20 protein-coding genes are annotated in these 23,022 nt (G+C 76.2%); 5 read left to right on the top strand and 15 right to left on the bottom strand.

All coding sequences use genetic code 11. The features are described from left to right. Nucleotides 1-543, bottom strand: a 543-nt coding sequence (locus VGI02_RS27675) for an LLM class flavin-dependent oxidoreductase (RefSeq protein WP_331633046.1), incomplete at its 3' end; no start/stop codon positions are given. 280 nt (nucleotides 544-823) lie between these two features. Between VGI02_RS27675 and VGI02_RS27670 the strand changes: the two genes are divergently transcribed. Next, on the top strand, nucleotides 824-1,093 hold the full coding sequence (locus VGI02_RS27670; RefSeq protein ID WP_331633044.1) for a DUF2530 domain-containing protein: 270 nt from the start codon (nucleotides 824-826) through the stop codon (nucleotides 1,091-1,093). 18 nt (nucleotides 1,094-1,111) lie between these two features. On the opposite strand, the gene VGI02_RS27665 is transcribed toward VGI02_RS27670, so the two are convergent. Both VGI02_RS27665 and VGI02_RS27660 read right to left on the bottom strand, forming a co-directional pair. Further along, nucleotides 1,112-4,300 carry a sacsin N-terminal ATP-binding-like domain-containing protein gene (locus VGI02_RS27665; RefSeq protein WP_414638391.1) on the bottom strand — a complete coding sequence of 1,063 codons (3,189 nt, stop codon included), beginning with the start codon at nucleotides 4,298-4,300 and terminating at the stop codon, nucleotides 1,112-1,114. Nucleotides 4,301-4,334: 34 nt separating this feature from the next. Next, nucleotides 4,335-5,219 (bottom strand): DUF3027 domain-containing protein, encoded by an 885-nt coding sequence (locus tag VGI02_RS27660; RefSeq protein WP_331633040.1) that lies wholly within the window; start codon nucleotides 5,217-5,219, stop codon nucleotides 4,335-4,337. A gap of 421 nt (nucleotides 5,220-5,640) precedes the next feature. On the opposite strand from VGI02_RS27660, the gene VGI02_RS27655 reads away from it, so the two are divergent. Continuing rightward, a complete protein-coding gene (locus VGI02_RS27655; RefSeq protein ID WP_331633038.1) occupies nucleotides 5,641-6,465 on the top strand; it encodes a glutaminyl-peptide cyclotransferase in 825 nt (274 codons plus the stop codon). A 30-nt stretch (nucleotides 6,466-6,495) separates the two neighbouring features. On the opposite strand, the gene VGI02_RS27650 is transcribed toward VGI02_RS27655, so the two are convergent. Next, nucleotides 6,496-9,414, bottom strand: coding sequence for an FAD-binding and (Fe-S)-binding domain-containing protein (locus VGI02_RS27650; protein WP_331633036.1), 2,919 nt, complete (start codon nucleotides 9,412-9,414; stop codon nucleotides 6,496-6,498). 100 nt (nucleotides 9,415-9,514) lie between these two features. Between VGI02_RS27650 and VGI02_RS27645 the strand changes: the two genes are divergently transcribed. Together VGI02_RS27645 and VGI02_RS27640 are read left to right on the top strand one after the other, a co-directional pair. Continuing rightward, on the top strand, nucleotides 9,515-10,750 hold the full coding sequence (locus VGI02_RS27645) for a PQQ-dependent sugar dehydrogenase (protein WP_331633034.1): 1,236 nt from the start codon (nucleotides 9,515-9,517) through the stop codon (nucleotides 10,748-10,750). Nucleotides 10,751-11,031: 281 nt separating this feature from the next. After that, nucleotides 11,032-12,036 carry an endonuclease/exonuclease/phosphatase family protein gene (locus tag VGI02_RS27640; protein ID WP_331633032.1) on the top strand — a complete coding sequence of 335 codons (1,005 nt, stop codon included), beginning with the start codon at nucleotides 11,032-11,034 and terminating at the stop codon, nucleotides 12,034-12,036. Nucleotides 12,037-12,052: 16 nt separating this feature from the next. Here VGI02_RS27640 and VGI02_RS27635 read toward each other — a convergent pair whose 3' ends face one another. From VGI02_RS27635 to VGI02_RS27610, 6 genes are all read right to left on the bottom strand, one after another. Further along, nucleotides 12,053-12,691, bottom strand: a complete 639-nt coding sequence (locus VGI02_RS27635) for a hypothetical protein (protein WP_331633030.1) — start codon at nucleotides 12,689-12,691, stop codon at nucleotides 12,053-12,055. A 237-nt stretch (nucleotides 12,692-12,928) separates the two neighbouring features. Beyond that, nucleotides 12,929-13,762 carry an RDD family protein gene (locus VGI02_RS27630; protein WP_331633028.1) on the bottom strand — a complete coding sequence of 278 codons (834 nt, stop codon included), beginning with the start codon at nucleotides 13,760-13,762 and terminating at the stop codon, nucleotides 12,929-12,931. Between the two features lie 721 nt (nucleotides 13,763-14,483). Beyond that, the gene (locus VGI02_RS27625; RefSeq protein WP_331633026.1) at nucleotides 14,484-14,951 is read right to left on the bottom strand and encodes a hypothetical protein; all 468 of its coding nucleotides are present in this window, start codon (nucleotides 14,949-14,951) and stop codon (nucleotides 14,484-14,486) included. A gap of 97 nt (nucleotides 14,952-15,048) precedes the next feature. Continuing rightward, nucleotides 15,049-15,891, bottom strand: a complete 843-nt coding sequence (locus tag VGI02_RS27620) for an arsenate reductase/protein-tyrosine-phosphatase family protein (protein ID WP_331633024.1) — start codon at nucleotides 15,889-15,891, stop codon at nucleotides 15,049-15,051. Nucleotides 15,892-15,966: 75 nt separating this feature from the next. Next, nucleotides 15,967-16,491 carry a hypothetical protein gene (locus VGI02_RS27615; protein ID WP_331633023.1) on the bottom strand — a complete coding sequence of 175 codons (525 nt, stop codon included), beginning with the start codon at nucleotides 16,489-16,491 and terminating at the stop codon, nucleotides 15,967-15,969. A gap of 198 nt (nucleotides 16,492-16,689) precedes the next feature. Continuing rightward, nucleotides 16,690-17,346 (bottom strand): hypothetical protein, encoded by a 657-nt coding sequence (locus VGI02_RS27610; protein WP_331633021.1) that lies wholly within the window; start codon nucleotides 17,344-17,346, stop codon nucleotides 16,690-16,692. Between the two features lie 240 nt (nucleotides 17,347-17,586). Here VGI02_RS27610 and VGI02_RS27605 point away from each other — a divergent pair, with 240 nt between their 5' ends. Further along, on the top strand, nucleotides 17,587-18,045 hold the full coding sequence (locus VGI02_RS27605) for a universal stress protein (RefSeq protein ID WP_331633048.1): 459 nt from the start codon (nucleotides 17,587-17,589) through the stop codon (nucleotides 18,043-18,045). Between the two features lie 6 nt (nucleotides 18,046-18,051). Here the strand turns inward: VGI02_RS27605 and VGI02_RS27600 are convergent, their stop codons facing one another. The 5 genes from VGI02_RS27600 to VGI02_RS27580 form a co-directional block, all read right to left on the bottom strand. Beyond that, entirely contained in the window at nucleotides 18,052-18,792 is a 741-nt protein-coding gene (locus VGI02_RS27600; protein WP_331633019.1) for a hypothetical protein, read from the bottom strand. 93 nt (nucleotides 18,793-18,885) lie between these two features. Further along, nucleotides 18,886-20,193, bottom strand: a complete 1,308-nt coding sequence (locus VGI02_RS27595; protein WP_331633017.1) for a hypothetical protein — start codon at nucleotides 20,191-20,193, stop codon at nucleotides 18,886-18,888. A 57-nt stretch (nucleotides 20,194-20,250) separates the two neighbouring features. Beyond that, nucleotides 20,251-20,490 carry a hypothetical protein gene (locus tag VGI02_RS27590; RefSeq protein WP_331633016.1) on the bottom strand — a complete coding sequence of 80 codons (240 nt, stop codon included), beginning with the start codon at nucleotides 20,488-20,490 and terminating at the stop codon, nucleotides 20,251-20,253. Nucleotides 20,491-20,684: 194 nt separating this feature from the next. Further along, on the bottom strand, nucleotides 20,685-22,139 hold the full coding sequence (gene mftG, locus VGI02_RS27585; RefSeq protein WP_331633015.1) for a mycofactocin dehydrogenase MftG: 1,455 nt from the start codon (nucleotides 22,137-22,139) through the stop codon (nucleotides 20,685-20,687). A gap of 33 nt (nucleotides 22,140-22,172) precedes the next feature. After that, nucleotides 22,173-23,022 (bottom strand): LCP family protein (locus tag VGI02_RS27580; RefSeq protein WP_331633013.1); only part of this gene is annotated, 850 nt, incomplete at its 5' end.

Genomic DNA, 23,022 nt, shown 5'->3' with positions numbered 1-23,022 from the left:
CGGCTTGGGCTTCAGCGAGTAGTCGTGGAAGCGGTAGAAGTCGCCCCGGAACTCGAAGTGGTCCTGCTCCCAGATGCCCTTGAGGCAGGAGATGAACTCCTCGGTGCGCCGGTAGCGCTCGTCGTGCTCGAGCCACGGCTCGCCGAACGACGTGAACTCGCCCTTGAACCAGCCGGAGACGACGTTCGTCGCGAAGCGGCCGCCCGTCAGGTGGTCGGCGGTGGCGCCGAAGTTCGCGAACACGCCGGGGTGCCACATGCCCGGGTGCACAGCGGCCATGACCTTGAGTCGCTGGGTCGCCATCATGATCGCCAGCGAGAGCGACGTGGACTCGTGCTGGAACTCCGCCGAGTAGCTCGCCATGTACCGCACCTGGGACAGCGCGTACTCGAAGCCGCTGTTCTCTGCCGCGATCGCGGTCTCGCGGTTGTAGTCCCAGTTCCAGTCGGTGCGCTGCTCGATGCCGCTGGTCACCAGGCCGCCGGAGACGTTGGGGACCCAGTACGCGAACTTCAGGGGGTCGGACGGTGTGCCGACGGACACGGGGGGCCTCCTCGAGGCATGCGGTGGACGGGCCCGGGACGAGATTCCCGGGGCACGATGGTTCGAGAGATCGCGGGCGTGGGTTCAGAGCCGACACGCCTGGGTCGCGAGGAGACCGAAATCGACGTGCCTCCGGCGCGTCAGCGGCACTCCTGCGTTACCCATCGGACACAACCGTTCCGGCCGTCCCCTTGCCTGTCAACCGCAGGGCCGGTCGGGAGCGACCCCGCTCACACGATGAGCGCTCCGGGCCCGGACGTGGCGCCGCTAGGGTCGCGGCGTGTCGTCTCCCGATCCCGACGCCGGGTGGCAGCCGCCCCCGCTGCCCCGGCGGCTCACCGACCCGGTGCCCGTGGTGCTGCTCGGGTCGGCGCTCTGGCTGGTCGCGCTCGTGGTCCTCGGGGTGCTGGCCCTGACCGGCGCCCGGCCGGCCGACCCCTGGCTGTGGGCCTGCGCCGTCGGCGTCGGCCTCGGCGCCGTCGGGCTCGGCGTCCTGGCGCTGCAGCGACGCGCGAGCGCCCGCGGCTCGCGGGGCGCCCAGAAGCTCTGAGCCCACCGCGGCCCGCCGTCAGGACCGACCGAGGGCCCACGCGGCGAGCAGTCCGCGCACCGGGTCGTCGGTGTGCACCACGGTGCCGTCCACCCACACCCCGGGGAAGACCTCGCGCGGCGGGCCGGTGCGGTCGTCGTCGGCCATCGCGACCCGGAGCCGCTCGTGGAGCACGACCCCACCGGCCGGCAACGAGCGCCCCACGGCGGCCGCCCAGGCCGCGGCGACCGGCAGGTCGGTCCAGGCGGTCGCGACGCCGGGTGAGCGGATCTCGCCGTGGTGGTCGGCGGCGGCGGTGGGCAGGTCCAGGACGTCGGCGAGGGTCGCCGCGCCGCCGGGGGCCACCGGCACCACGTCGTCCGGGTCGAGCCCGGCGAGCAGCCACGGCCGGTCGAGGACGGTCGGCGGGGCGCCGAGATCGGGGTCGGCGTCGACGACCCGCCCCGCGGCCGTGCGCACCCGGGCGGGCGGCTCGACGTCGGCGACGTCCAACCGGCGGGCGTCGACGGCCGCGGCGAGCGCGGTGTGTGCGGCCAGCACGCCCCCGGCCGGGACCACCCGCGCGGGATCGCCGAGCCGGCGGAGCAGATCGGCCGCGTCGGCCGGACCGTCGACCCGCAGCTCGGTCCGGACCCCGACGGCGACCAGGAACCCCGTGTCGAGCGCGCCGGGCCCGGGCACCGGGTCGTAGAGCGCGCCGAGGGCGGCGGAGCTCCCGGGATCGTCGTCGGAGGTCTTGCCCGCTCCGAGCGTCTCGTCGGGCAGGCGCCAGTGTCCGGGCAGGTGCCCGGCGAGGCGGCTGTGCCGGGCGAGCCACCACGACGTGTACGGCACCGGCTCGCCCGGCAGCGTCACCAGTGCGGAGCGCACCGACCGGTCGGACGCGAGCAGCGCCCACGCGGCGTCCCACCGGTCGTCGGCGACCAGGTCGAGGTCGCGCACGGCGACCATCGTGCTCGGCGGGCCCGCAGGCTCGACCCCGCTCCAGCCGTCCCAGCCCGCCGCCGGATCGACCTCCTCGGCCCACCACGTCTCCTCGTCGTCGAGGTCGTGGTCGGGGCCGGCCGGGGCGTCGTCGCGGACGACGGCGAACCCGTCGAGCACCCCGGCCGCGAGCAGCCCGACCCGTCCGTGCGCGGCCACCGCCGCCTCCGCGAGCACACCGACCGGTGAGTCGTCCCCGAGCACCCCACGCAGATCCCCGTCGGGGAGCACGAGCTCGTCGGCCCGTCGGTACCCGCCCTCGGCGTCGGGCAGGGCGAGCGCACCCCACGCGGGGTCCGTGCCGCCACCCCCGTCGGCCGCGTCGCCGCCCGCGTCGGCCAGCAGGCGCAGGACGACCAGGGCGAGGCCGTCGACGTCGAGCCCGGCCTCGGCGTCGTCGATCGACCGCGCCACCGCCTCGCGCAGCTCCGCGTCCCCGAGCAGGGACCCGGCGTCGGCACGGCGGGCCCCCAGCGACTCCAGCAACGGGTGCACCGCGGCCGGGTCGACGAGGCGCAGGCCGGACGGTCCCGCCGGCCCGTTGCCGGCGAGCGCCGTCGCGAGGACGTCCGCGAGGTCGTCGCCGGGCAGCAGCGTCCCGCGCGGTCCCGGGACGAGTCGTCCGTCGACCAACGGGACCGGGAGCGCCGCGAGCTCCTCGCGCGCTCCGCCGAACGCCGGCGTGGCGGCCAGGGCGTCGTAGAGGGTGTGCCACCACGACGCGGGGCGGCGCAGGCCGGCGAGCCGCTCGGCGAGGTCGGCGGGACCGAGCCGGACGACGCCGAGGGTCGCGAGCGCCCGGGTGTCGGCGGAGCCGCCGACGACGGGGCTCGCGAGGTCGGGGATCGCGCCGGCCAGCGCCGCGAGCAGCCGGTCGGCGGGCTCGGCGCCGGTGTCGACGACGACCGCGCGCGCCGGGGTGAGGTCGGGCCCCTCGGCGGCGGGCAACCACGGCTCGCGGCGCAGGGCCTCGACGACGCCGTCGCGCAGGGCGGCGTCGACCTCCGAGGCGGGCAGCGCCGCGGCGGGCACCAGCGCGGTACGCCGTGACGGGGGCAGCGCCGCGACGAGCGCGGGGTAGGACGCGGCGGCCGCAGCCAGCACGTGGGTGGTGACCGCTCCAGCGCGCACGCGGCGGCGGTCCGGGTCCAGGGGGACGGTGACCACGAGCCGCGCCGGCAGCGTCGTCGTCTCCGCGGTCGGGGTGGGCGCGTGCAGGACGTCGGTCGCGGCCGGCTCGTCGGCCACCGCCCAGAGGCCCTCCCACCGGGTGCGGCCGCGGTCCTCGACGGCCAGACCGGGGCGCCCACCGTCGTCGAGCACGTCGGCGGGCAGCTCCCCGGCCAGCGGCAGCGTCGTCCAGGCCGCCGTCGCGGACCCAGGCCCGCGGATCACGACGCGACGGGTCCGGCCGTCGGGGTCGTGGCCGGGGTCGGGGTCGGGGTCGTCGCCGGGGTCGTCGGGCCCGGCGGACTCCCGGCGCACGAGCTCCCCGCCCGCGTCCCCCCCGGCCGCGTCGACGCCCGCCAGCCACGGCAGCGCGAGGAGCAGGTCGGCGGCCTCGTCGCGGGCCCGGCCGAGCAGCGGTGCGCCGACGCCGTCGGGCACCCCCGGACCGGTCAGCGCGAGGCGCACCTCGGTGTCGACGCCGTCCGGCAGCGTGTCCGCGAGGTCGGCGGGCTCCGCGGGCCACACCAGGCGCAGCGCGGGCACGTCGCCGCGGCGCGCCTCGAGCTCCGCCGCGACCGGCCCGCCGAGCTCCGCGACCGCCTCCCGGGTCCCTGCCCGGGAGAAGGCGATGCCGGTGAGCGCGCCGTCCGCGTCTCGGGTGACCACCCGCGGCGCGTCACCGAGGGCGAGCACGGCGGCGAACCCCACCCCGAAGCGCCCGACCGTGCCGCCGTCGCGCTTGGCCGACGCCCGCAGCGACGCGAGCGCGGCGACCCCGTCGGCGTCCAGCGGTGCGCCGGCGTTCCCCACCCGGAGCTCCTGCGCGCCGTCGTCGGCCGTCACCACCCGCAGCCGCAGCGTGGTGGGCGCGCCGGCGCGGGCGGCCGCGTCGGCGGCGTTCTGGGCGAGCTCGACGAGCCAGCGGTCGCGGTAGCCGCCGCGGCTCAGGTCCTCCTCGGCGTTCGCGTCCTCCCGGAAGCGCGCGGGCGACGCAGACCAGGCGTCGAGGACGGCGGCGCGGAGGGCGGCGGTGCGGAACGGGTCGGTGGCGATGGTCGGCTCCGCTGGGCTCTCCCCGCCGCGCGGATCAGGAGCCGTCCGCGTCCGAGCTCGCCGTGACCGGCTCCGGGTTCTCCATGTCGACGCCGTCGTCGTAGACCAGCTCGGAGACCATGACCACCGAGCCGGTGTCGATCTGCAGCTCGGAGTGGCCACCGCAGCCGTGCTCGGCGTGCACGACCCGACCGTCGGCGGGGACGTTGCCGTTGCCGCAGACGCCGAACACACCGCGCATCGACCCGGCGAGCGCGAGGTAGAACCCGCACGTGCCGCAGTGGGCCGACGCGGCGCGGGCCATCTCGGCGGCCGGCCCGAAGTCGCCGCCGGACCACCGGGCGGCCGCGTCGAACCGGCCCTCCGGGCTCATCACGCGGGGACGGCCGAAGCCCAGCTCGTCCGCGACCGCGCGGATCTGCTCGACGTCCTCCTCCGACTCGCCTGCGGGGTCGACGTCGTCGTCCAGGCTCGCGTGGGCCGGGACGAGCCGGTCGTCGTCGTGGTCGACCGGCAGGAGGTCGCCGGGGGCGAGGTCCTCGGCGCGGACCCGCTCGTTCCACGGGACCCACACGGGGGCGACGACGGCGCCCGATCCGGGCAGGAGCGCGACCTCGCCGACCGTGACCGGGGCCTCCGGGTCGTCGGGGGCCATGACCGTGACCGCCCACGTCCAGCCGCGGTAGCCGGGCTTGTTCGCGGCGAGGTAGTGGGTCGCCGCCGACACCGGGGCGTCGTCCGTGGCGTCCTCGGCGTGCACGGCGAGGGCCTCGCCGACCTCGTCGGCCTCGCCGTCGGCCGCCTCGACCGCGGCGGCGCGCGCGAGGTCGACGACGGCGGCCAGCCGCGGCGGGACCGGCCGCTCGGCCGGGTCGTCGCGCAGGTCAGGACCGGTGGTGGTCTCGGCGAGGTCGTGCACGGACTCGATTGTGCCGGACGACGCGACCCTCCTCCGTGCGCGGGCGCGCAGGGGTCGGCCGGGAGCGCCGAGCGGGGCGTCCCGGGGCGCGGAGACCTGGCGCGTGGCGTGCCCGGGGCTCCGGCACCGGCCACCGCTGACCACGGAGCGATCGACGCGCGGCGCACACAACGTGCCGCCACCGACCTCCGACCCTGAAACGACCGACGCGCCGCACCGTTCTGCCCTCGGCCGGAGTGTGTGCGGCACGCGTCGGTGGCCCTGCACCGTTCTGCCAGCGGCCGGAGTGTGTGCGGCACGCGTCGGTCGCACCAGCACCGTCGCCGTCACCAGCCGGCGTGTGTGCGCCGCGCGCCCCACCCGCCGAGGACCCGGTCCGGGCCGGGAGGAGGTCACCCCGGCCCGTGGGAACCTTCGCGTCGTGCGGGCGAGGGTGGCGGTGCTGCTGGCGGTGCTCCTCACGGCCGCGTGCTCCTGGTCCCCCGGCACCCCGGCCACCCCGTCGGACGCGCTGGCGTCCCCGCCGGCCGGCGTCGCCCGGCTGCACGTCCAGGTCCTCGGGACCGTCCCCCACGACCCCGGCGCGTACACCGAGGGGTTCGAGCTCTCGGCCGACGGGCGCACGCTCTGGGAGAGCACCGGGGTGACGGGGGCGTCCCAGCTGCGGGCGACCGACCCGACCACCGGCGCCGTCCGGCGGGCCGTCGGCCTGCCGTCGTCGCAGTTCGGCGAGGGTGTGACGGTCCTTCCTGACAGAATCTGGCAGCTGACGTGGAAGGACGGGGTCGCCTACGAGCGTGATCCGCTGACGCTCGCCGTCCGCCGCACGCTGCGCTACGACCGCGAGGGCTGGGGCATGTGCCACACGCCGTCCCCGCCGGGCGATGTGATCACCAGCGACGGCGGCTCGGACCTCGTCGTCCGGGACCCGACGACGTTCGTGGCGCGCCGGACGGTGCCGGTCACCCTGGGCGGCGCGCCGCTGGATCAGCTCAACGAGCTCGACTGCTCCGACGGGCGCACGGTCTGGGCGAACGTCTGGCGCACCGACGACGTCGTCGGGATCGACCTCGCCGGCGGGCGCGTCACCGCGGTCGTCGACGCGTCCGGGCTCCGGCCGCCGTCCACGGCGAGCGACCCGGAGGCCGTGCTCAACGGGATCACCGCGATCCCGGGCGCGCCCGGCGAGTTCCTGCTCACCGGCAAGCGGTGGCCGACGACCTTCCGGGTGCGCTTCGGGCCCTGAGCGGCACCGCGAGGGGAGGATCCGGACGCTCTATCCGGCCGAGGGCTCCCCTCGCGCCGGGGCGTGGCGCGGAGCGCACCTCTCGGCCAGGAGCTCCAGCACGTGACGGTACGGCTGCCCCGTCGCGCGGGACATCCCCATCTCGCAGGTGCGGTTGCAGCTCGCGTACTGCTCCGTCGGACGGGCCGCGACGTCGGCGGCCTCCTCACGGGTGGCTCCGTCGGTCAGCTCCGGGTGCAGCATCCCGCGGTCACCGGCGTAGCCGCAGCACCCCCAGGCCGTCGGGACCACCACCTCGTCGGCCACCGCTTCGGCGAGCGTGCGCAGGTCGTCGCCGATCCCGAGGTGGGTGGTCGAGCAGGTGGGGTGCAGGGTCAGCGACGCGGCCCTGGTCGTGACCTCGAGGGACGGCAGGACCTCCCGCGCGGTGAACGCGACCGCGTCCTCGATCCGCAGCGCGGGGACCCGCCCGTCGTCGGGCAGGACGTGGGCGAGGCCCTCCAGACCGTGGGTGCACGACGACGCGTCGACGACGACCGGCAGGGCTCCGTGCTGGGTCGAGTTCCACAGCGCGTCGACCACCCGCCGGGCCATCGCCGCGCTGCCCTCGGTGAACCCCTTGGACTCCCACGGGGTGCCGCAGCACAGTCCGTGGATGCCCTCCGGGACGGCGACCTCGATCCCGGCCGCCGCACACAGCCGCAGGAACGCGTGCCCGGAGCCGGTCCCCGAGGCGGGCGCGAACACCTGGTGCAGGCAGGTCGGGAAGAACACGACGGAGGCCGCCGCCGGGTACTGCGGCGCCGGGCGCGTGTCCCCACCACCGGGCACGTCCCGCGCGTAGAGCGGCACGAGGTCCGCGGGGAGCACCCGCCGGGCCGTCGCCGACGCCGCGGCCGCGAGCCCGGGCACGGCCGCCGCCGCGCGCAGTGCCACGCGGGCGGTCCCCGACACCCCGCCCCAGTGCTCGGCGACGACCTTCCCGGCCCGCTGGGCCCGCGCGCCGTGGCGCTCGGCGCGCAGCCGCTTCATGAGGTCACCGGTGTTGATCCGGACCGGGCAGGCGGTGGCGCACATGCCGTCCGCGGCGCAGGTGTCGACCGCCTCGTAGGCATAGTCGGCCGCGATCGCCTCCGCCAGCGCCGGGTCCTTGGCTGCGGCCCGCCGCAGCACGATCCGCTGCCGCGGGGTCGTCGTGACGTGCCGCGAGGGGCAGACGGGCTCGCAGTAGCCGCACTCCACGCACGCGTCGACCTCGGGGTCCACGGTCGGCACGGTCTTGAGGTCACGCAGATGGGCGTCCGGGGAGTCAGACAGGATGATCCCGGGATTGAGCAGCCCGGTCGGGTCGGCGAGCGACTTGAGCTCGGCCATCACGCCGTAGAGCTCGTCGCCGTACTGGCGGCGCACGAACGGCGTCATGATCCGACCGGTGCCGTGCTCGGCCTTGAGCGTCCCGTCCTGGCCGAGCACGAGGTCGACCATCTCGTCGGTGAAGCGCCGGTAGCGGTCCAGAGAGGCCTCGTCGCGGTCTCCATCCCCCGTCGCTCCGCTCGCCCCGAAGCGCTCGTTGACCAGGAAGTGGACGTTGCCGTCCTTGGCGTGACCGAAGATCACCGAGCCCTCGTACCCGTGCCGGTCGAACAGTTCCGTCAGTCCGTCGCAGGTGGAGGGCAGCGCCGTGACCGGCACCGACACGTCCTCGAGCAGCGCCGTCGTCCCGGAAGGGCGAGCGGCGGCGACGGCGGTGTAGAGCCCGGAGCGCAGCGCCCACAGCGACGCGCGGGCCGAGGGTTCGCGGGTCAGTCCCGCGTCGCGGGTCAGTGGGAGCCCGGCCAGCACCGGGTCCGCCGCGGCCTGGACGGCGTCGAGCTCGTCGGCGGTCGCGGTCTGGAACTCGACGAGCAGCCCCGCGTGGCCGTCCACGGCGAGGCTGCGGACCGAGTCGGGGGCCCGCGGATCGGACTGCGCGACGACCAGGGCCCGGGCGTCGAGCAGTTCCAGGGTCCTGGCGCCCGCGTCGAGCAGCGCGGGCAGGGCGTCGGTGGCGTCGACGGTGCCGGAGAAGACGAGCATCGCCGTCGCCGCGTGCGGAAGGATCGGCAGCGTCTCGAACACCGCCTCCGCGACGAAGCCCAGCGTCCCCTCGGAGCCCACGAGCAGGTGCGTGAGCAGGTCGATCGGGCGCGTGTGGTCGAGGAAGGAGTTCAGCCCGTAGCCCATGGTGTTCTTCATCGAGAACAGGTGGCGCAGGCGCTCGACGGAGTGGGGGTTGCCGCGGACCCGCTCGCGGAGCCGGTCGAGTCCCTCGTGGAGCGCCGGCTCGCGGTGGCGCAGTTCGTCGTCGGCGTCGGGCCGGCCGGAGTCGATGACGGTGCCGGAGGCCAGCACGAACGTCAGGCTGCGCAGCGTCGCGTAGCTGTTGAACTCGGTGCCGCACGCCATGCCGGACGAGTTGTTGGCGACGACGCCGCCGATGGTGCAGGCCTTCGACGACGCCGGATCAGGGCCGATCTTGCGGCCGTACGGCGCGAGGCGGGCGTTCACCTCGGCGACCGTCAGGCCGGGCTGGACCCGCACCGCGCGGCCGTCGTCGAGGACCTCGATCTCGCGGAAGTGCCGCCGGGTGTCGACCAGCACCCCGTCGGTGACGCCCTGCCCGGACAGCGAGGTGCCGCCGGAGCGGAAGGTGAGCGCGAGCCGGTCGCGGACGCCGAGCCGCAGCAGGTTCGCGACCTCCCGGGCGTCGGCGGGCAGCACGACGGCCTGGGGCTGCAGCAGGTAGTGGGAGGCGTCGTTCGCGTGCGCGGCCAGGTCGAGCGGCCGGTGACGGACCCGGTCCGGGTCGGCGACGGCACTGCGCAGGGCGGCGACCAGCCCCTCCGGCGCGGCCCCGGAGCGGCTCGCGGACTCCTCGACGGTGGTGGGGCGGGGCGTGGTGGCCGTCACCTCCCCAGCCTGTCACCGGCGTGCGCCGCACACGAGACGATCGGGCTCCCACCATTCCGCCCACACCGGACGCCCACGCCGGGACGGGCATGATCTCCGCGTGCGTGCCGCCCCTCTGTTCGCGACGGTCGCCCTGTCGGTCGTCGTCCTGACCGCGTGCTCGTCGTCGACCTCGGCGCCGCCACCGGGGCAGCCGTCGCCGGCGTCCTCGTCGTCACCGACGCCGGGCACGACGCCCGCGGCGGGAGCCCCCGCGCTGCGGGTCGAGACGGTCGCGGGCGGGCTCGACCACCCCTGGGACGTGGCGTTCGTCGGCGGCGACCGGATGCTCGTGACCCAGCGCGAGGGCACCCTCTCCCTGGTCGGCGGCCTGCGCCCGGGTGCCCCGGTCACGCCCGTGCGCGCCGACCTGGCCGACGTCTACGCCCGCGGCGAGGGCGGGCTGATGGGGATCGCGGCGTTCCCGGACGGATCCGGGCGCTTCGTGACCTGCCAGGCCCACGCCGAGGGCGGCCGCCCGGTCGACGTGCGCGTCGTGGCCTGGCAGCTCTCGGCCGACGGGACCGCCGCGACCCGGACCGCGGACCCGCTGGTCGGTGGGCTGCCGCTCAACCCGTCGGGCCGCCACAGCGGCTGCCGGCCGACGTTCGCGCCCGACGGTGCCCTCCTGGTCGGCACCGGCGACACCGCCCGGGCGACCGTCGCGCAGGACCGCTCCGCGCTCGGCGGGAAGGTGCTGCGCGTCGACCCCGCAACCGGCGGGCCCGCGCCCGGTAACCCGTTCGCGGCGTCGGGCAGCGCGGCCGAGCGGCTCATCTCCGGCTACGGCCACCGCAACGTGCAGTCGGTCGCGGTCCAGCCCGGGACCGGGACCGCGTGGTCGGTCGAGCACGGACCCGACGTCGACGACGAGGTGAACGTCGTCGTCCCGGGGTCGAACTACGGCTGGGATCCGTCCCAGGGCGGCGAGACCCCCGGCGGCTACGACGAGTCCGTGCCGATGACCGACATCGGCCGCTTCCCGGGCGCCGTGGGCGCGGCGTGGAGCTCCGGCGACCCGACCATCGCCACCAGCGGCAGCGACTTCCTCGCGGGCCCCGGGTGGGGTGACCTCGAGGGCACCCTCGCGGTGAGCGCACTCAAGGGTGAGAAACTGCTGCTCATGAGGCCCGGAACCGGCCCCGACGCCCGGCGGATCGTCGCGGTCTCCACCCCCACGGAGCTCGACGGCGCGTTCGGCAGGCTGCGCGGGGCCCGCCTCGGACCCGACGGTGCCCTGTACGTGACCAGTGACGACGGCAACGACGACGTGGTCCTGCGCGTCACCAGGGCGTGAGCACACCGCCGACCCGACGCTCGGGCCCGGACGGCCCCGAGGGACGCCGCTGGTGGGAGGACGGGCGCGACGCCGGGCCCGGCCACCGTCCGGGGCCGCCGGGACGTCAGGCCCCTCCGGGACGCCGGGGGCCACCGGGTCCTCCCCGCCCGCCGCAGCAGGCGCCGACCGCCCGCTACGGGCCGCCGGGCTGGAACGTGCCCCCGCAGGGCCCGACCGGCCCGCCGCCCGGCGGGGGTCCGCCCGGCGGCCCGCCGCGGCGCCCCCGACCGCCCCGCCGGATGCGGACGCCCGGGGTCGGCAGCGTGATCGGCGCGCTGGTGGTGGCGGCCCTGGCCTCGGTCGTCCTCTTCCCGGAGGTGCTCGGGCTCGACGACCGCTCCCCGTTCGCGCAGATCGTCGCGTTCCGACCGCAGCTCGCGGTGGCCGCCGTCGCGGTCGCCGCCCTGGGCGCGCTCGGGGCCTGGACCCGCCGGTCGGGTCCGGACGGGCTGGTCGTGGCGCTCGCCCTCGGGCTGGTCGGGGTGATCGGTCTCGCCGACGTGGGAAGCCGCGCGGCCGGGTCGGCGGCGGCGGTCGGTGACGGCGGCACCGGCGACGGGCTCGTCGTGCTCTCTCTGAACACGTACAAGGGGCAGGCCGATCCGGATTCGCTGGCCGACCTGATCCGGAGCCGGTCACCGGACCTCGTGGCCCTGCCGGAGTCGCGCGGCGACACGCGGCGCCGGCTCGCGTCCCGCCTCGATGACGACCAGGGCGGGTCGGGCTACCGCTCCTACTCCGCCGACGACGCGGACGACGCCAGCGGCATGACGGTCTTCGTGAAGTCCTCGCTCGGCCGGCCGACAGTGTCCCAGGACCGGTCCGGGACCTACCCGTCCGTCGTCGTCGACCTACCCCGCTCCGCCCCGGGGGTCGCCTCCGGCCTGCGGTTCGTCGCGGTACACCCCCGCTCGCCGCGCCCCGGGGGGACGGGCAGCTGGGCCCGCGACGTCTCCGGGCTGTCCCGATGGTGCGACGCGGGGCGTCCCACGATCGTCGCGGGGGACATGAACTCCTCCGAGGACCAGCGGGTCTTCTCCGACGCGACCGCGGGCTGCTCCGACGCCGGGTCGGACACCGGGGACGGCCTCACCGGGACCTGGCCGTCCTGGCTGCCGGGGTTCCTCGGCGCGCAGATCGACCACGTGCTCACGGCGGACGGGCCACACCCGATCGCGTTCGAGGTGGTACCCGCCGCCGGGACCGACCACCGCGCCGTCCTCGCCCGGATCGGCGAGGGCTGACCGGGGTTCTCTCGGGCTACGGGCGCGTGCGCGCGGTCGGAAGGACCGGGGGCTGGTCGCCGGAGTCACCGACGGGCGTGGTGCGGCCCGGCGACGCGGGCGAGGGCAGCCGGGACGGACGCACCCCGCCGGGCGTGCGCGGCGCCGGGACCGGTCCGCTCCCGGGGCGCCGGGAGACGCGGGGCACGCGGGGCTCGCCCGCCGGTTCGCGCACCCGGCGGGAGCTCTCCTCGACCGCGTCACGGGCACCCGCCCGCACCTGACCGAGCAGGTCGTGCATGGCGAGCGACATGGTGCGGGGCAGCAACGGCGAACCGGCGACCCGCGCGAGACGCTCCAGGCCCGGCGCGGCGTCGCGCAGCAGTGCGGTGACCGCGACCTCGTCGACCGGCGGCGCGGCGACGATGCGCTCGCCCAGGACGCTCTGCCACTGGCGCACGCGCTCGCTGAACGACGCGGAGAGCCGCTCGAGGAGCCGGGCCTCGACGTAGGAGCCCATGCCGCCGTCGATGGACGGCAACCCCGCGGTGTCGCGGTCCTCGCCCCGACGGAACGCCTCGATCCACGCGACCCACATCGCATACCCGCCCTGCGCTACCAGCGCGGGCCCTCGAATCCCGGGGACACCGTTCGTGTCCCACCGTTCGGAGTTCACAACAGACCTCCTGACACCGGTACGCGCCGGCATCGACCGGATGACGGAGAGGCCACGGGGAGCTCTCGCTGCCCGGCATGTCGCTCGGTCATCGGTCGCTGTTTCCCTACGGTCCGGTATGCGCGCAGTCATCCCCCGAACGGCCGAGCGTTCGCCCGACCGGCCCCGCCCGACCTCGGCGGTCGAGGCGGGGTGAAGCGCGGGCGGCGGAGTGGCCACGCCGCCCGCGCGCCCCCGTCAGGCGCGGAGGACGAGAGTGTGTGCCGCCATGTCACCCAGGCGCTGCTTGCGCTCCGACGTGGACATGATGATCAGGCCGACGATGCCGGCGAACGCGCCGTCGACGATCAGCAGCACCCAGCGCAGTGCGTGCTGGCCGAGGGTGGGCTCGCCGCCGTCCTCCTCGCGGACGATGCGCAGGCCGAGCCACCCCATGCCGGGCGTCTGGCCACCGTGCGTCGAGGGCCACCAGGCGTAGACGGCGAACCCCGACACGAGCGCGGCGATGTAGCCGAAGAAGTAGATGATCCCGCCGATCACGGCGAGCCCACCCGAGTTCGACACGCCCATGAGGATCCCGCCGAGAACGAACAGCACGATCATCGGCACGGCCGCGACGAGCGCGTCGACGATGTACTGCCCGACCCGGGTGCCCACGACGTCGACCGAGCCCTGCTGGCCGGGGGCCACGCCGTAGCCCGGTCCGGTGCCGTAGTTCGGTCCGCCGCCGTAGCCCGGCCCGGCGCCGTACCCCGGTCCCCCGCCGTAGCCGGGCCCGGCTCCGTATCCCGGAGCGCCGCCGTAGCCCGGGCCGCCCCCGTAGCCGGGAGCCCCGGTGTACCCGGGAGGAGGCCCGTACGAGGGCCCGGATCCGTACGCGGGCGGCGGGCCGTAGGCCGGGGCCCCGGTGGGCGGCGGCCCGTAGCCGCCCGGGGCGGTCGAGGGCCCGCCCGACACCGGACCGGCGGTTGTCGATGACTGCGCGGAGTAGTCGCCGGGCCCGCGCAGAGGCGGCGAAGCTCCCTGTCCGTCCGTCGGCCCGGGGCCGTACGGAGCGTTCTGTCCACTCATGGGCGGAAGCATGCCAGCAGAGAGTGACACGAGGGAGGCTTCTTCCGAGAAGTGCGCTCACCGGTCACCCGATTGGGCTCACACCGTGAGCGCATCGCAACATCGTCGGAACGTCCACCCTGTTGCCGCACCCGACTCCCCCGGCCGGAGCATGACACTGCGCGCTCCCGACCGTTTGAGTGGGCGATGGACGCACAGGAAGCGCGCCGCCCCTCGAGTGGGCGCGGCGCACCGCCCGGGGAGGGAGGGCCGCCCGTGAACCCGTCCCTGCCCCGGGGCCACACCGCGGTCCCCCACGCCGCGTCACGGGTCCCGGTCACGCTTCCGCTGCCGGCACAGCGCGTGTCCACGGACGGTCCCGAGGTCGTGGGTGACATCGGGTGCATCGGCCCGGCCTGGATCGTCCGGGAAGTGACCCACGTGCCCGGTGTGCTCCGTCTCGCCGACCGGCGCCTGTGCTTCACCTCCAGCCGCGGACCGGTCTTCGACCTCGACCACGCCGCCCTCGCGGACCCGGGCGGCGCCGACCTCACGTTCGACCGGCGGGGCCGCGGCGGGTTCCGCATCACCGTGGGCGGCGAACGCCTCTGCGTCCACGTCGTCCGCCCGCCGGGCGCCGTCGACCCCGGGTCCGCCTTCGTCGACGCGGTGGCGCAGGCCTCGGGGCTCCCGGCGACCCGCGGTGACGCGGCCGCCGTCGAGACGTGGCGTGCGGCGCTGATCAGCGGGTCGGGCGATCGCCCGCGTCGGCCGGTGGGACGACTCGCTGGCCGAGCTCGGCGAGGATCCGCAGGGTCAGTGCCACGCACGTGACCACGTCGGCGGCCTCGGCCGCCTGTTCCTGACCGGCGGCGCCCGCCGAGCACGACAGCCGCAACGCGGCCTCACCGACGCCGCCCGTGAGCTCGGCCGCCCGGCGCAGGCAGGCGGACACGTCCGGGGCCTCGGCCGGGTCCTGGCCGGTGGCACCGACCGCGGCCGCGAGCGTCGCCACGCCGGTGACGAGCGACTCGACGGCCTCGAGGCGGGGCGGCTCCTGGTCCCGGGCCGACCGACCCACCCGGAGTGGGCGCGCGCTGCAGGCCCCGGCCAGGACCTCGAGGGCACGTGCCGGCAGCGTCTCCCACGACGTCCCGTCGAGGTCGAGCCGTCGTTCGCCCACCAGGGCCTCCTCCGGGTCGTGTGCCACGGCGGAACGCCGTACACCTCCCGTCATCGCCCCGGGCGACGCCGATGTTGCAGAGCCGGCCGAACAGAGCAACACCGCAGGCGCGCTCGCCGGAGCGTCAGACTCCGGGGGCTCCGGGCGCGGGCGTCAGGGCGTCGCTGCGGCCCGCCTCGGCTGCCTCGGGGCGGCCGCCGCCGGCAGGGTCGTCCTCGCTGCGGGGCGGCGGCGGGCCCCCCGAGGGACCCACGAGCGGGGTACCCACCGGCGGTGACGACGGCGACGCGCCCGGCCCGGGTCGCGGGCGCGAGTGGTGTGCCGGAGGAGCGGCCGGCCCGGACCCGACCGGCGGGGGCACGAGCAGGTCGAGGAAGGTCCGGACGCACCCGTCGATGACGCGGGCCGCCTCGGAGTGCGCCTCCGGGCCTCCCGAGACCGGGTCGGGGACCGCGTCCTCCTCGGCCGAGACGGCCGGCACGGTGCCGCGGGTCGCCCGGGCCAGGGCGACCAGGCCACGAGCACGCTCGACGGGGTGGCGAGGGAGCGTGGCGAGCTCCGAGGGATCCGACGCACGCAGGAGCCGAGCGAGCTCCCGCACGGTGAACGTGGTCGGCAGGGCCTTCGGGACGTCGCCGAGCACCGTCGAGCGCTGCTCGCGGGTCATGGTGAGGACCAGGTCCGCGAGCAGGACGTCACGGTCGGGCAGCTGGCGGGCGGCGAACGCGGTGACGTCGGGATGGTTGCGCCGACTCATGAGCTGCGCGCGCGAGTCGTCGTGCATGCCGTGACCCCGCACGGCCGACACCCCCGCGCTGTGCACCGCGAAGGCGTGGGCCCAGGGCCCGAGCCGGGCACCGAGCAGGAAACGGGTGTGGAACTGCGCGAACGGCGAGCGGCAGATGTTCCCGGTGCACACGTACAGCAGCCGGAACACCTCCGGGGACCCGCCCGCGCCCACGTTCATGGCTCGATCGTCCCAGCTCCGTGCACCGGATGCGAGTCCGGAGTGATCACGAGCCGGCGGCGGGCACGCCCCGCGCTAGTGGCGAGCGCGCTCGAAGACCTCCAGGTCGGCCACGACGCCGACCACCCGCAGCGTCGTGGCGACGGAGTCGACGACCGCCGCGGGACCGTGCCGCTTCTCGGCGTCGAGACGCTCGAGCAGCGTCGCGGCCTTGCCGTGGAGACCGCGCGCGGCCTCCGAGGTGGCCTGCAGGACCTCGACGTCGATCTTCTCCGACCCCGACCACCCGGCCTCGGGCACGCCGTCACCGACGAGCTCGGCGATGCGGCACAGGGTCCGGTGGGTCTCGTCGTCCTGGTCGCTCTCGACGGCCGAGAGCTCCTCGACGAGGGCGTCGACCGCTGCCAGGAGGTCCTTCGGCGGCGCGTTCGGGTCCGTCTTCAGGCTGGGCGCGGGGATGACGCCCTCGGCGCTGCGCGGCGCGGGCACGGTCACCGTCGGCGGGTCGAGCCGTGCGCGCGCCTCCCGGACGCGGTCCGCCAGCGCCGGACGCTCGGCGGATTCGGTCTCGGGCCCACGGGTGGCCACGTTGCCGGTCACGGACTCTCCTCGTAAGCGTGGACGGTGCATGACGAGCGCGGGAGGCCTGCCGGTAGGCCCGGCCACGGGTACGCGCACGTCGTCTGGGCCTCCGTGTCGACCGGAAGCCCGTCACAGGAAGGGTAATCGGCGAGGCCGATCTCAGCAGTCAGAGCACAGCGCAACGCGTTGCTCCACTAGCACCATTACCGGTCGGTTCTATCGGCGTCCTGCGGGGCGGGCCGGGGACGGCACGCCGACCGGGGGCGACATCGGTGCGGGGCGGCGGTGTCCCCCGGACGGCCCCTGGGGCGGGTGCGGGACGCGGGCCGCCGGGACGAGGCCCTCGCGGGGCGCGGGCCCGCCCTGGACGGGCACGGCCCCGGGCGGGGGATCCTGCGGGGCCAGGGCGCGCGGACCACCCCGGACGACGGCGATGGGCTGCGACGGCATCGGGCGGCGCGCGCGCAGCCGCGCCCGCTCCCGCCGGTCGCGCCGGGACTCGGAGACGACGCCCTCGCCGGTCCGCGCGATCAGGGCGCGTCGCGTCTGGGCGGTCGAGGGACCCCGCAGCCGGCTGCCGATCATCGCGATCGCGAACGCGAGCCCGTTCACGGTGCCGAGCGTGAGCATGGCGACCTCGAGCACGTGCTCCCCGGAGACCTCGTCACCCGGGTCGATCCGCTCGAGCGCACCGCCGTAGGGCTGCGGCCCCGGGTCGCCGGCCTGGGCCGTCGCGGTACCCGCACCGAGCACGGCGACCAGCACCGCGACCGCGATCGCCAGCACGGCGGCGATGCCGAGGCCCGCGATGACCGGAGTCCCGATCCGACGACCTCCGCCATCGGACGTCGCCACCGCGTCGTGACCGACCATGATCCCCGCCTCTCCCCGAACCCGTTGCTGCCCGGGGGATCGCGCGGACGTGAGGTCCTCGTTACCGGATCCGGACCTCACGGTGTCCCGGAGCCAGGATCGTGATCTGACCGTGACCTGGAGCACCCGACGGCGGGTGCGTGATACCTCCGGGGTGTCGAGCGCACTGCTCCGGACGGCTCTGGCAATCTGACGCCGGCCGATCGGGTTCGGTCGGGAGCGGAAAGGCTGGTGGGCACCGTGGGCGACTACACGACCGTCACGGTCGGAACCGACGGCTCGTCGTCGGCCCGGAAGGCGGTGAGGCGTGCCGCGGAGGTGGCCGCCGACTCCGGGGCACGACTCATGATCATCTGCGCCTACGAGGTCCGGGACGCCACGACCGACCGCGACCAGGCCGAGGCGGAGCGGGCCCTCGGCGACGAGGCCTACAAGATCATCGGTGCGAGTCCCGCCGAGGACACCCTCCGCTCGGCCCGCGACGACGCGGTGCGCACCGGGGTGTCCCAGGTCGACACGGTCGCCGTCCACGGCGACCCGACCGACGCGATCATCGAGAAGTCCGAGCTCTACCGGGCGGAGCTCGTCGTCGTCGGCAACAAGGGCCTCGCGGGCTTCGCCGGGCGGCTGCTCGGCTCGGTGCCGCAGGCGGTGTCGCGGCGGTCCAAGGCGGACGTGCTGATCGTCCACACGGTGTAGTCGCGTTCAGCGGACGGGGACGTCGCAGGCCGGCGCTCCCGGGTGCAGCGAGATCAGGTCCGTCAGCCCGACCGAGGTGAGCTCCACGGCGAGGGCGTGCTCCAGGCAGCGGCGCACCGCGCGGTCGCGCGGCCGGGCCCGCGCCTCGGCCAGACGGCGCGCGAGGCGTTCCGACCCGGTCAGCAACGGCGTGATCGTCAGCCGGGCGCGGCCGAGGTCGACACGGCAGCGTCCGGCGACCGAGTCCCCCTCGCCCACCACCCGGACGTCGCAGTCCAGGTCCCCCGGCACGTCGGGCTCCGCGCCCGTCCCGGCCCCGCTCATCGCGGCGCGGAACACCGCGTTGGTGACGCGGTCGGTGGGGGCGGCGACGAGCTGGTCGAGCACCGCGCGCCCGCCGCGGGCGGCGAGCACCGCGTCGAGCCCGCGCACGTCGAACGTCAGTCGCTGCAGGCGGAAGTCACCAGGCCGGGCGAGGCCGAGCAGGTCCTCGACCGTGTTCGCGCAGGGCCCGCCGGGCCGCGCCGCGAGATGCACCGACGCGACGCCGGGACCGCGGTCGTTGCGCGGGTCGATGCCGCGAACCGACACCTCCGGCGCCTGCGCGTCCCCCTCGCCCGCGCAGCCGTGCTCGAGGAACTCCACCCCGGGCAGGGCGTCCGGCGCCGGGACCCGCCGTGGTGCAGGCACGGACTGATCGGCGGAACCGAAGCGCCGGGGCGCGAGGACGGCGAGCGGATTGCGCATGTACCACCGGGAACCTTGACGTGAGCAGGGTCACCTCATAGTGCCAGAGTGAACCTGGTCATGTGAATCGTTCCGGTCCGGCCCACGGGCCGCTCACCCCGTCGCCGGGGTGATCGCCAGACCGCCGAGCAGGCCGCTTCCCGGCCCGATCCCCAGGTAGCCGTCGACGACGACGGGCGCCGCTCCCGGCGCGGGATTGCGGTCGCGCCCGGTGCGGCCGTCGACGACGACCGGGCCGTTGACGGTCGTGCCGTAGACCGCGCCGTGCCAGGCGGTGGTCAGCTGCGGGGGGATCCGGCCGGCGGCGGGCAACGACCACAGCACCTGGGCCGAGACCGCGTCGAGCGCGAACGCGCGGTTGGCCCCGGAGCAGACGGTCACGCTCGCCTCGTCCCAGACGCAGCGCGGCGCCGACGTCGCGGTGCCGAGGTCGACCTCCGGGCGCGGGGAGCCGTCGGCACCGACCGTCGCGAGGAACGCCCGGGCAGTGCCGGCGCGACGTCCCCCGACGGCGGCCGACGACGGACCGGCCCGGCTGACGGTGAGCGCGGTGGCGCCCTCGTCGGCGACGAATCGGCGTGCCCCGGTCGCGACGTCGAGCCCGACCACCGACGACGGCGTGTAGCCCGACCCGCCGCCTGCCGGCACCGCCGCGCCGACGACCGTGGCGCCCTGGGAACCCGCGGGGATCTCGGCCCCCGGCAGCGGCTCCCCGTCGGGAGCGCGGCCGTCGAGCACGGCACCGGCGACGACGCCGTCGGCCACCCAGAGCACGCGGTGGGTGTCGAGGTCGACGGCGAGGGAGGCGCGGTGGGTGCTCGCCGTGGCGCTCAGCACCGCGACCCGGTGCCCGTCACCCACGGCCGCGACCCCGGTGACCGCGGTCCGCACGGAGCGGGGGTTCTCGGCCCACGGCAGTGGGGCGGCCGCCGTCCAGGCCACGGTCGGGGCGCCCGTCGTCGTGCGGGTCGCGGCGAGCACCTCGAGCGCGAGGCCCGGCGGCGTGGTCCCGGACCCGGGCAGGGAGGTCGCGGAGGCGGCCAGCACGACACCCGCCCCCGGGACCGGTCGCGGCGCGCCGGAGACCCACCGGCCCGGAGGCAGGGGGACCGGGGTGGCCGCGGCGGACGAGTCGGCGCGCGCCAGGCCGCCGGACTCCGCGAGCCAGATCGAGGTCCCGTCGAGGGCGACGGGGAGTTCGGGCGAGGCCCCGTAGGTGCTGCCGTACGTGGTGCCGTAGCTGGTGGACGAGCCGCGCAGCAGCGTTCCCGACGGCGGGCCGAAGGCGATCGGCGGGTCGTGCGCGGGCGGTGGGGCGGGAACCTCACCGCCACCGGAGCAACCGGAGACCAGCGCCACGACCAGCACGAGCAGGCCGAGGGCGCGTCCCGGGCTCGGCACCGCGCAAGCGTCGCACCCCGGTCCGGTCACCGGGTGGGTGGGTGGGTGGGCGAGGAGTCAGTAGTCCGAGAGCGACGAGCGCCGCGCGGCGGGAGCCTCCGGCTCGAGCGCGTCCGGCGCGGTGCGCGGGTCGATCACCGGCAGCGGCCCCGTGGCCTGGGCCAGCCGGCGCTGGGCGCGCTGGATACGCGCGGCCAGTTCGGCGTCCTCCGCGGCGCGGCGGCGCAGGTCCTTGCGCTCCCGACGGGTCAGTCGGCGCATCCCGTCCTCACGCTTGCCACGTCCCCACAGCGCCACGGTGGCCTCGCTCTCGGCAGCAGCACTCCCGGCATCCACCGCGGAGCCGGGGCCGGGTGCTCGCCCGCACCACGGCCGTGGCGGATTCTGCGCCCGCCGCGCCGAGACCGCGCCGTGATGCACTCCATCGTGTCGCAACCGTGACGGATGCGATCACCATGTCCGGACGAACCGGGAGGAAGACGGACGAACCGTCACCGTCGCAGCAGCGCCGCCGCGTGCTCACCCAGCATGAGGGCGGTCGCGGCGGGGCCGCGGCGCGGCACCGTCGGGACCACCGAGGTGTCCACCACCCGCAGCCCCCGGACCCCGTGCACCCGGAACTCCGGGTCGACGACCGCCGCCGGGTCCGACGCCGGCCCGATCGCGGCACTGCCGCACAGGTGCGACGACGTCGTCAGGACCGACGCCACCCAGGCGTCCAGCTCGGTGTCGGAGGACCGACCGACGGTGGGGATCGCGATGCCGCTGGTGTCGAGCAGGTCGGAGGCGAAGCGCACCACGGCACGCATGCGGGCCCGGTCGGTGGCGCCGGCGAGGTAGTGGTGGCGCAGGCGCGGAGGCTCACGGGGGTCGTCACTGCCCAGCACCGAGTCCCCGCGGCTGTCGGGCTGCTGCACGGCGCACATCAGGTGACGGGGGCCGCCGGGGGCGAACGGGCGGCAGAAGAGCAGCACCTCGAGGTCACCCGCGGGGTCGGCGGGCAGCGTCGCGTCGAGGGTCGCCGCGTCGAGGTGGACCGCGGCCTGGGTGGAGACCGCCTCGGGGTGCAGGGACTCGTCGTATCCGAAACCGAGGAACACCGCCGGGTGGTCGCTCCAGCCGTGCCCGACCCCGGCCCGGTCGAGGCGGACCCCGACCCCCGCCGCCCGCAGCTCGTCGGCGGGCCCGATCCCGGAGAGCGCGAGCAGGTGCGGGCTCAGGATCGCCCCGGCGGCGAGGACGACCTCGCCCGCCTCGATCCGCTCGCCGTCGAGGGTCTCGACCCCGGCCGCGCGGTCGCCGTCGAACAGGACCCGCGCGACGGCGGTGTCGCCGCGGACGGTCAGGTTCTCCCGGTCGAGGTGCGGCAGGACGTAGGCCATCGCGGCGTTCACCCGCACGCCGCGCACCACGTTGGCCGGGACGAGCCCGACCCCCGGCGGGGCGTCACCGTTCTTGTCGGGCTCGGCGGGCACGCCGAGTGCGGCGGCGGCGCGCACCACCCGGGTCGTCAGCCCGGCGAGCAGCTCGCCGGTCGGGCGTTCGACGGGGACCGGGCCGTCGTGACCGTGCCCCGGCCCGGTCGCGTCGTGGTCGTCCTCGCTGCGCACGTAGTCGGGCAGGGCGTCGTCGTAGCTCCAGCCGGGCCAGGCGTCGATGTCCGTCCGGGTGGCCCGGACCAGGTTGGCGCCGTTGATCGCGCTGGATCCGCCCAGCACCCGGCCACGCGCGGTCCGCGCCGGGCGTCGGTCGGTCAGCTCGCACGCGAACGACCAGTTGTTCGGGTGGCCGTCGTCCGCCGCCGCGAGGGAGGAGACCAGCCGCAGCTCGTCGGGGTACTCCTCGGGCCGCCTCGGTGCCGGGCCGGCCTCGAGCAGCAGCACGCGACGTCCCGGGTCCTCGGAGAGGCGGCCCGCCAGCGCGCAGCCGGCGGAACCTCCCCCCACGACGAGGACGTCGTGCACCCGACCGCCCATGCCTCAGCGCGGGGTCGCGGCGAGCCGCTCGGACGGCCGGGCGTCGGCCCACTGCTGGACCTTGTCGGTGTTGACCGCGAACCACAGGTCCTGGTCGGCCTGCTGGTCGAGGTAGACGACCGACTGCGAGCCCTCCGTGCCGGTGCCGGTGGTGGGCACCGTGAGGTAGGCGATGTTCGACCCGCGCAGGTCGCGCAGACCGAAGACCAGCTCGGCGAGGCCGGTGTTCGTCAGCGAGTCGTCGACGCCGACGTGCTGGGTCACGGAGTTGACCAGGTCGTAGGCGCGGGTCGGGCTGGAGAGCGTGCCCGACGAGAGCGCGGAGCTCACCAGGGCGCGCAGCGCGTTCTGCTCGCGCCGGACCCGGTCGAAGTCACCGCCCGGCAGGCTCTTGCGCTCCCGGACGTAGACGAGCGCCTGGGCGCCGTTGAGGTGCTGCGGGCCGGCGGGGACGACGACGCCGTCGCGCTCGCTCGGCTGCCCGACGTTGACGTCGATGCCGCCCGCGGCGTCGGTCATCTGCTGGAAGCCCGCGAAGTCGATGACGGCGAAGTGGTCGATGCGGACCCGGGTGAGCTGCTCGATCGTCTGGATCATCAGCGGCGGGCCGCCGAACGAGAAGGCCGCGTTGATCTTGTTCGTGCCGTGGCCGGGGATGTCCACCCACGAGTCCCGGGGGATCGAGATGACGCTGGCGGTCTTCCCGTCGTCGGCGATCGTCGCCACCATGATCACGTCGCTGCGCTGGGCGCCGAAGACGAAGTCCGGGGCGGTGGCGTCGCTGCCCGTCGTCGGGTCGGTCGAGCGGGAGTCGGTGCCGACCAGCAGGAAGGTCTGGCCGGCCTTGCCGGCG

Source organism: Actinomycetospora sp. (assembly GCF_036497245.1).
Taxonomy (GTDB): Bacteria; Actinomycetota; Actinomycetes; order Mycobacteriales; family Pseudonocardiaceae; genus Actinomycetospora.
This window is presented reverse-complemented; position numbering and strand designations above follow the sequence as displayed.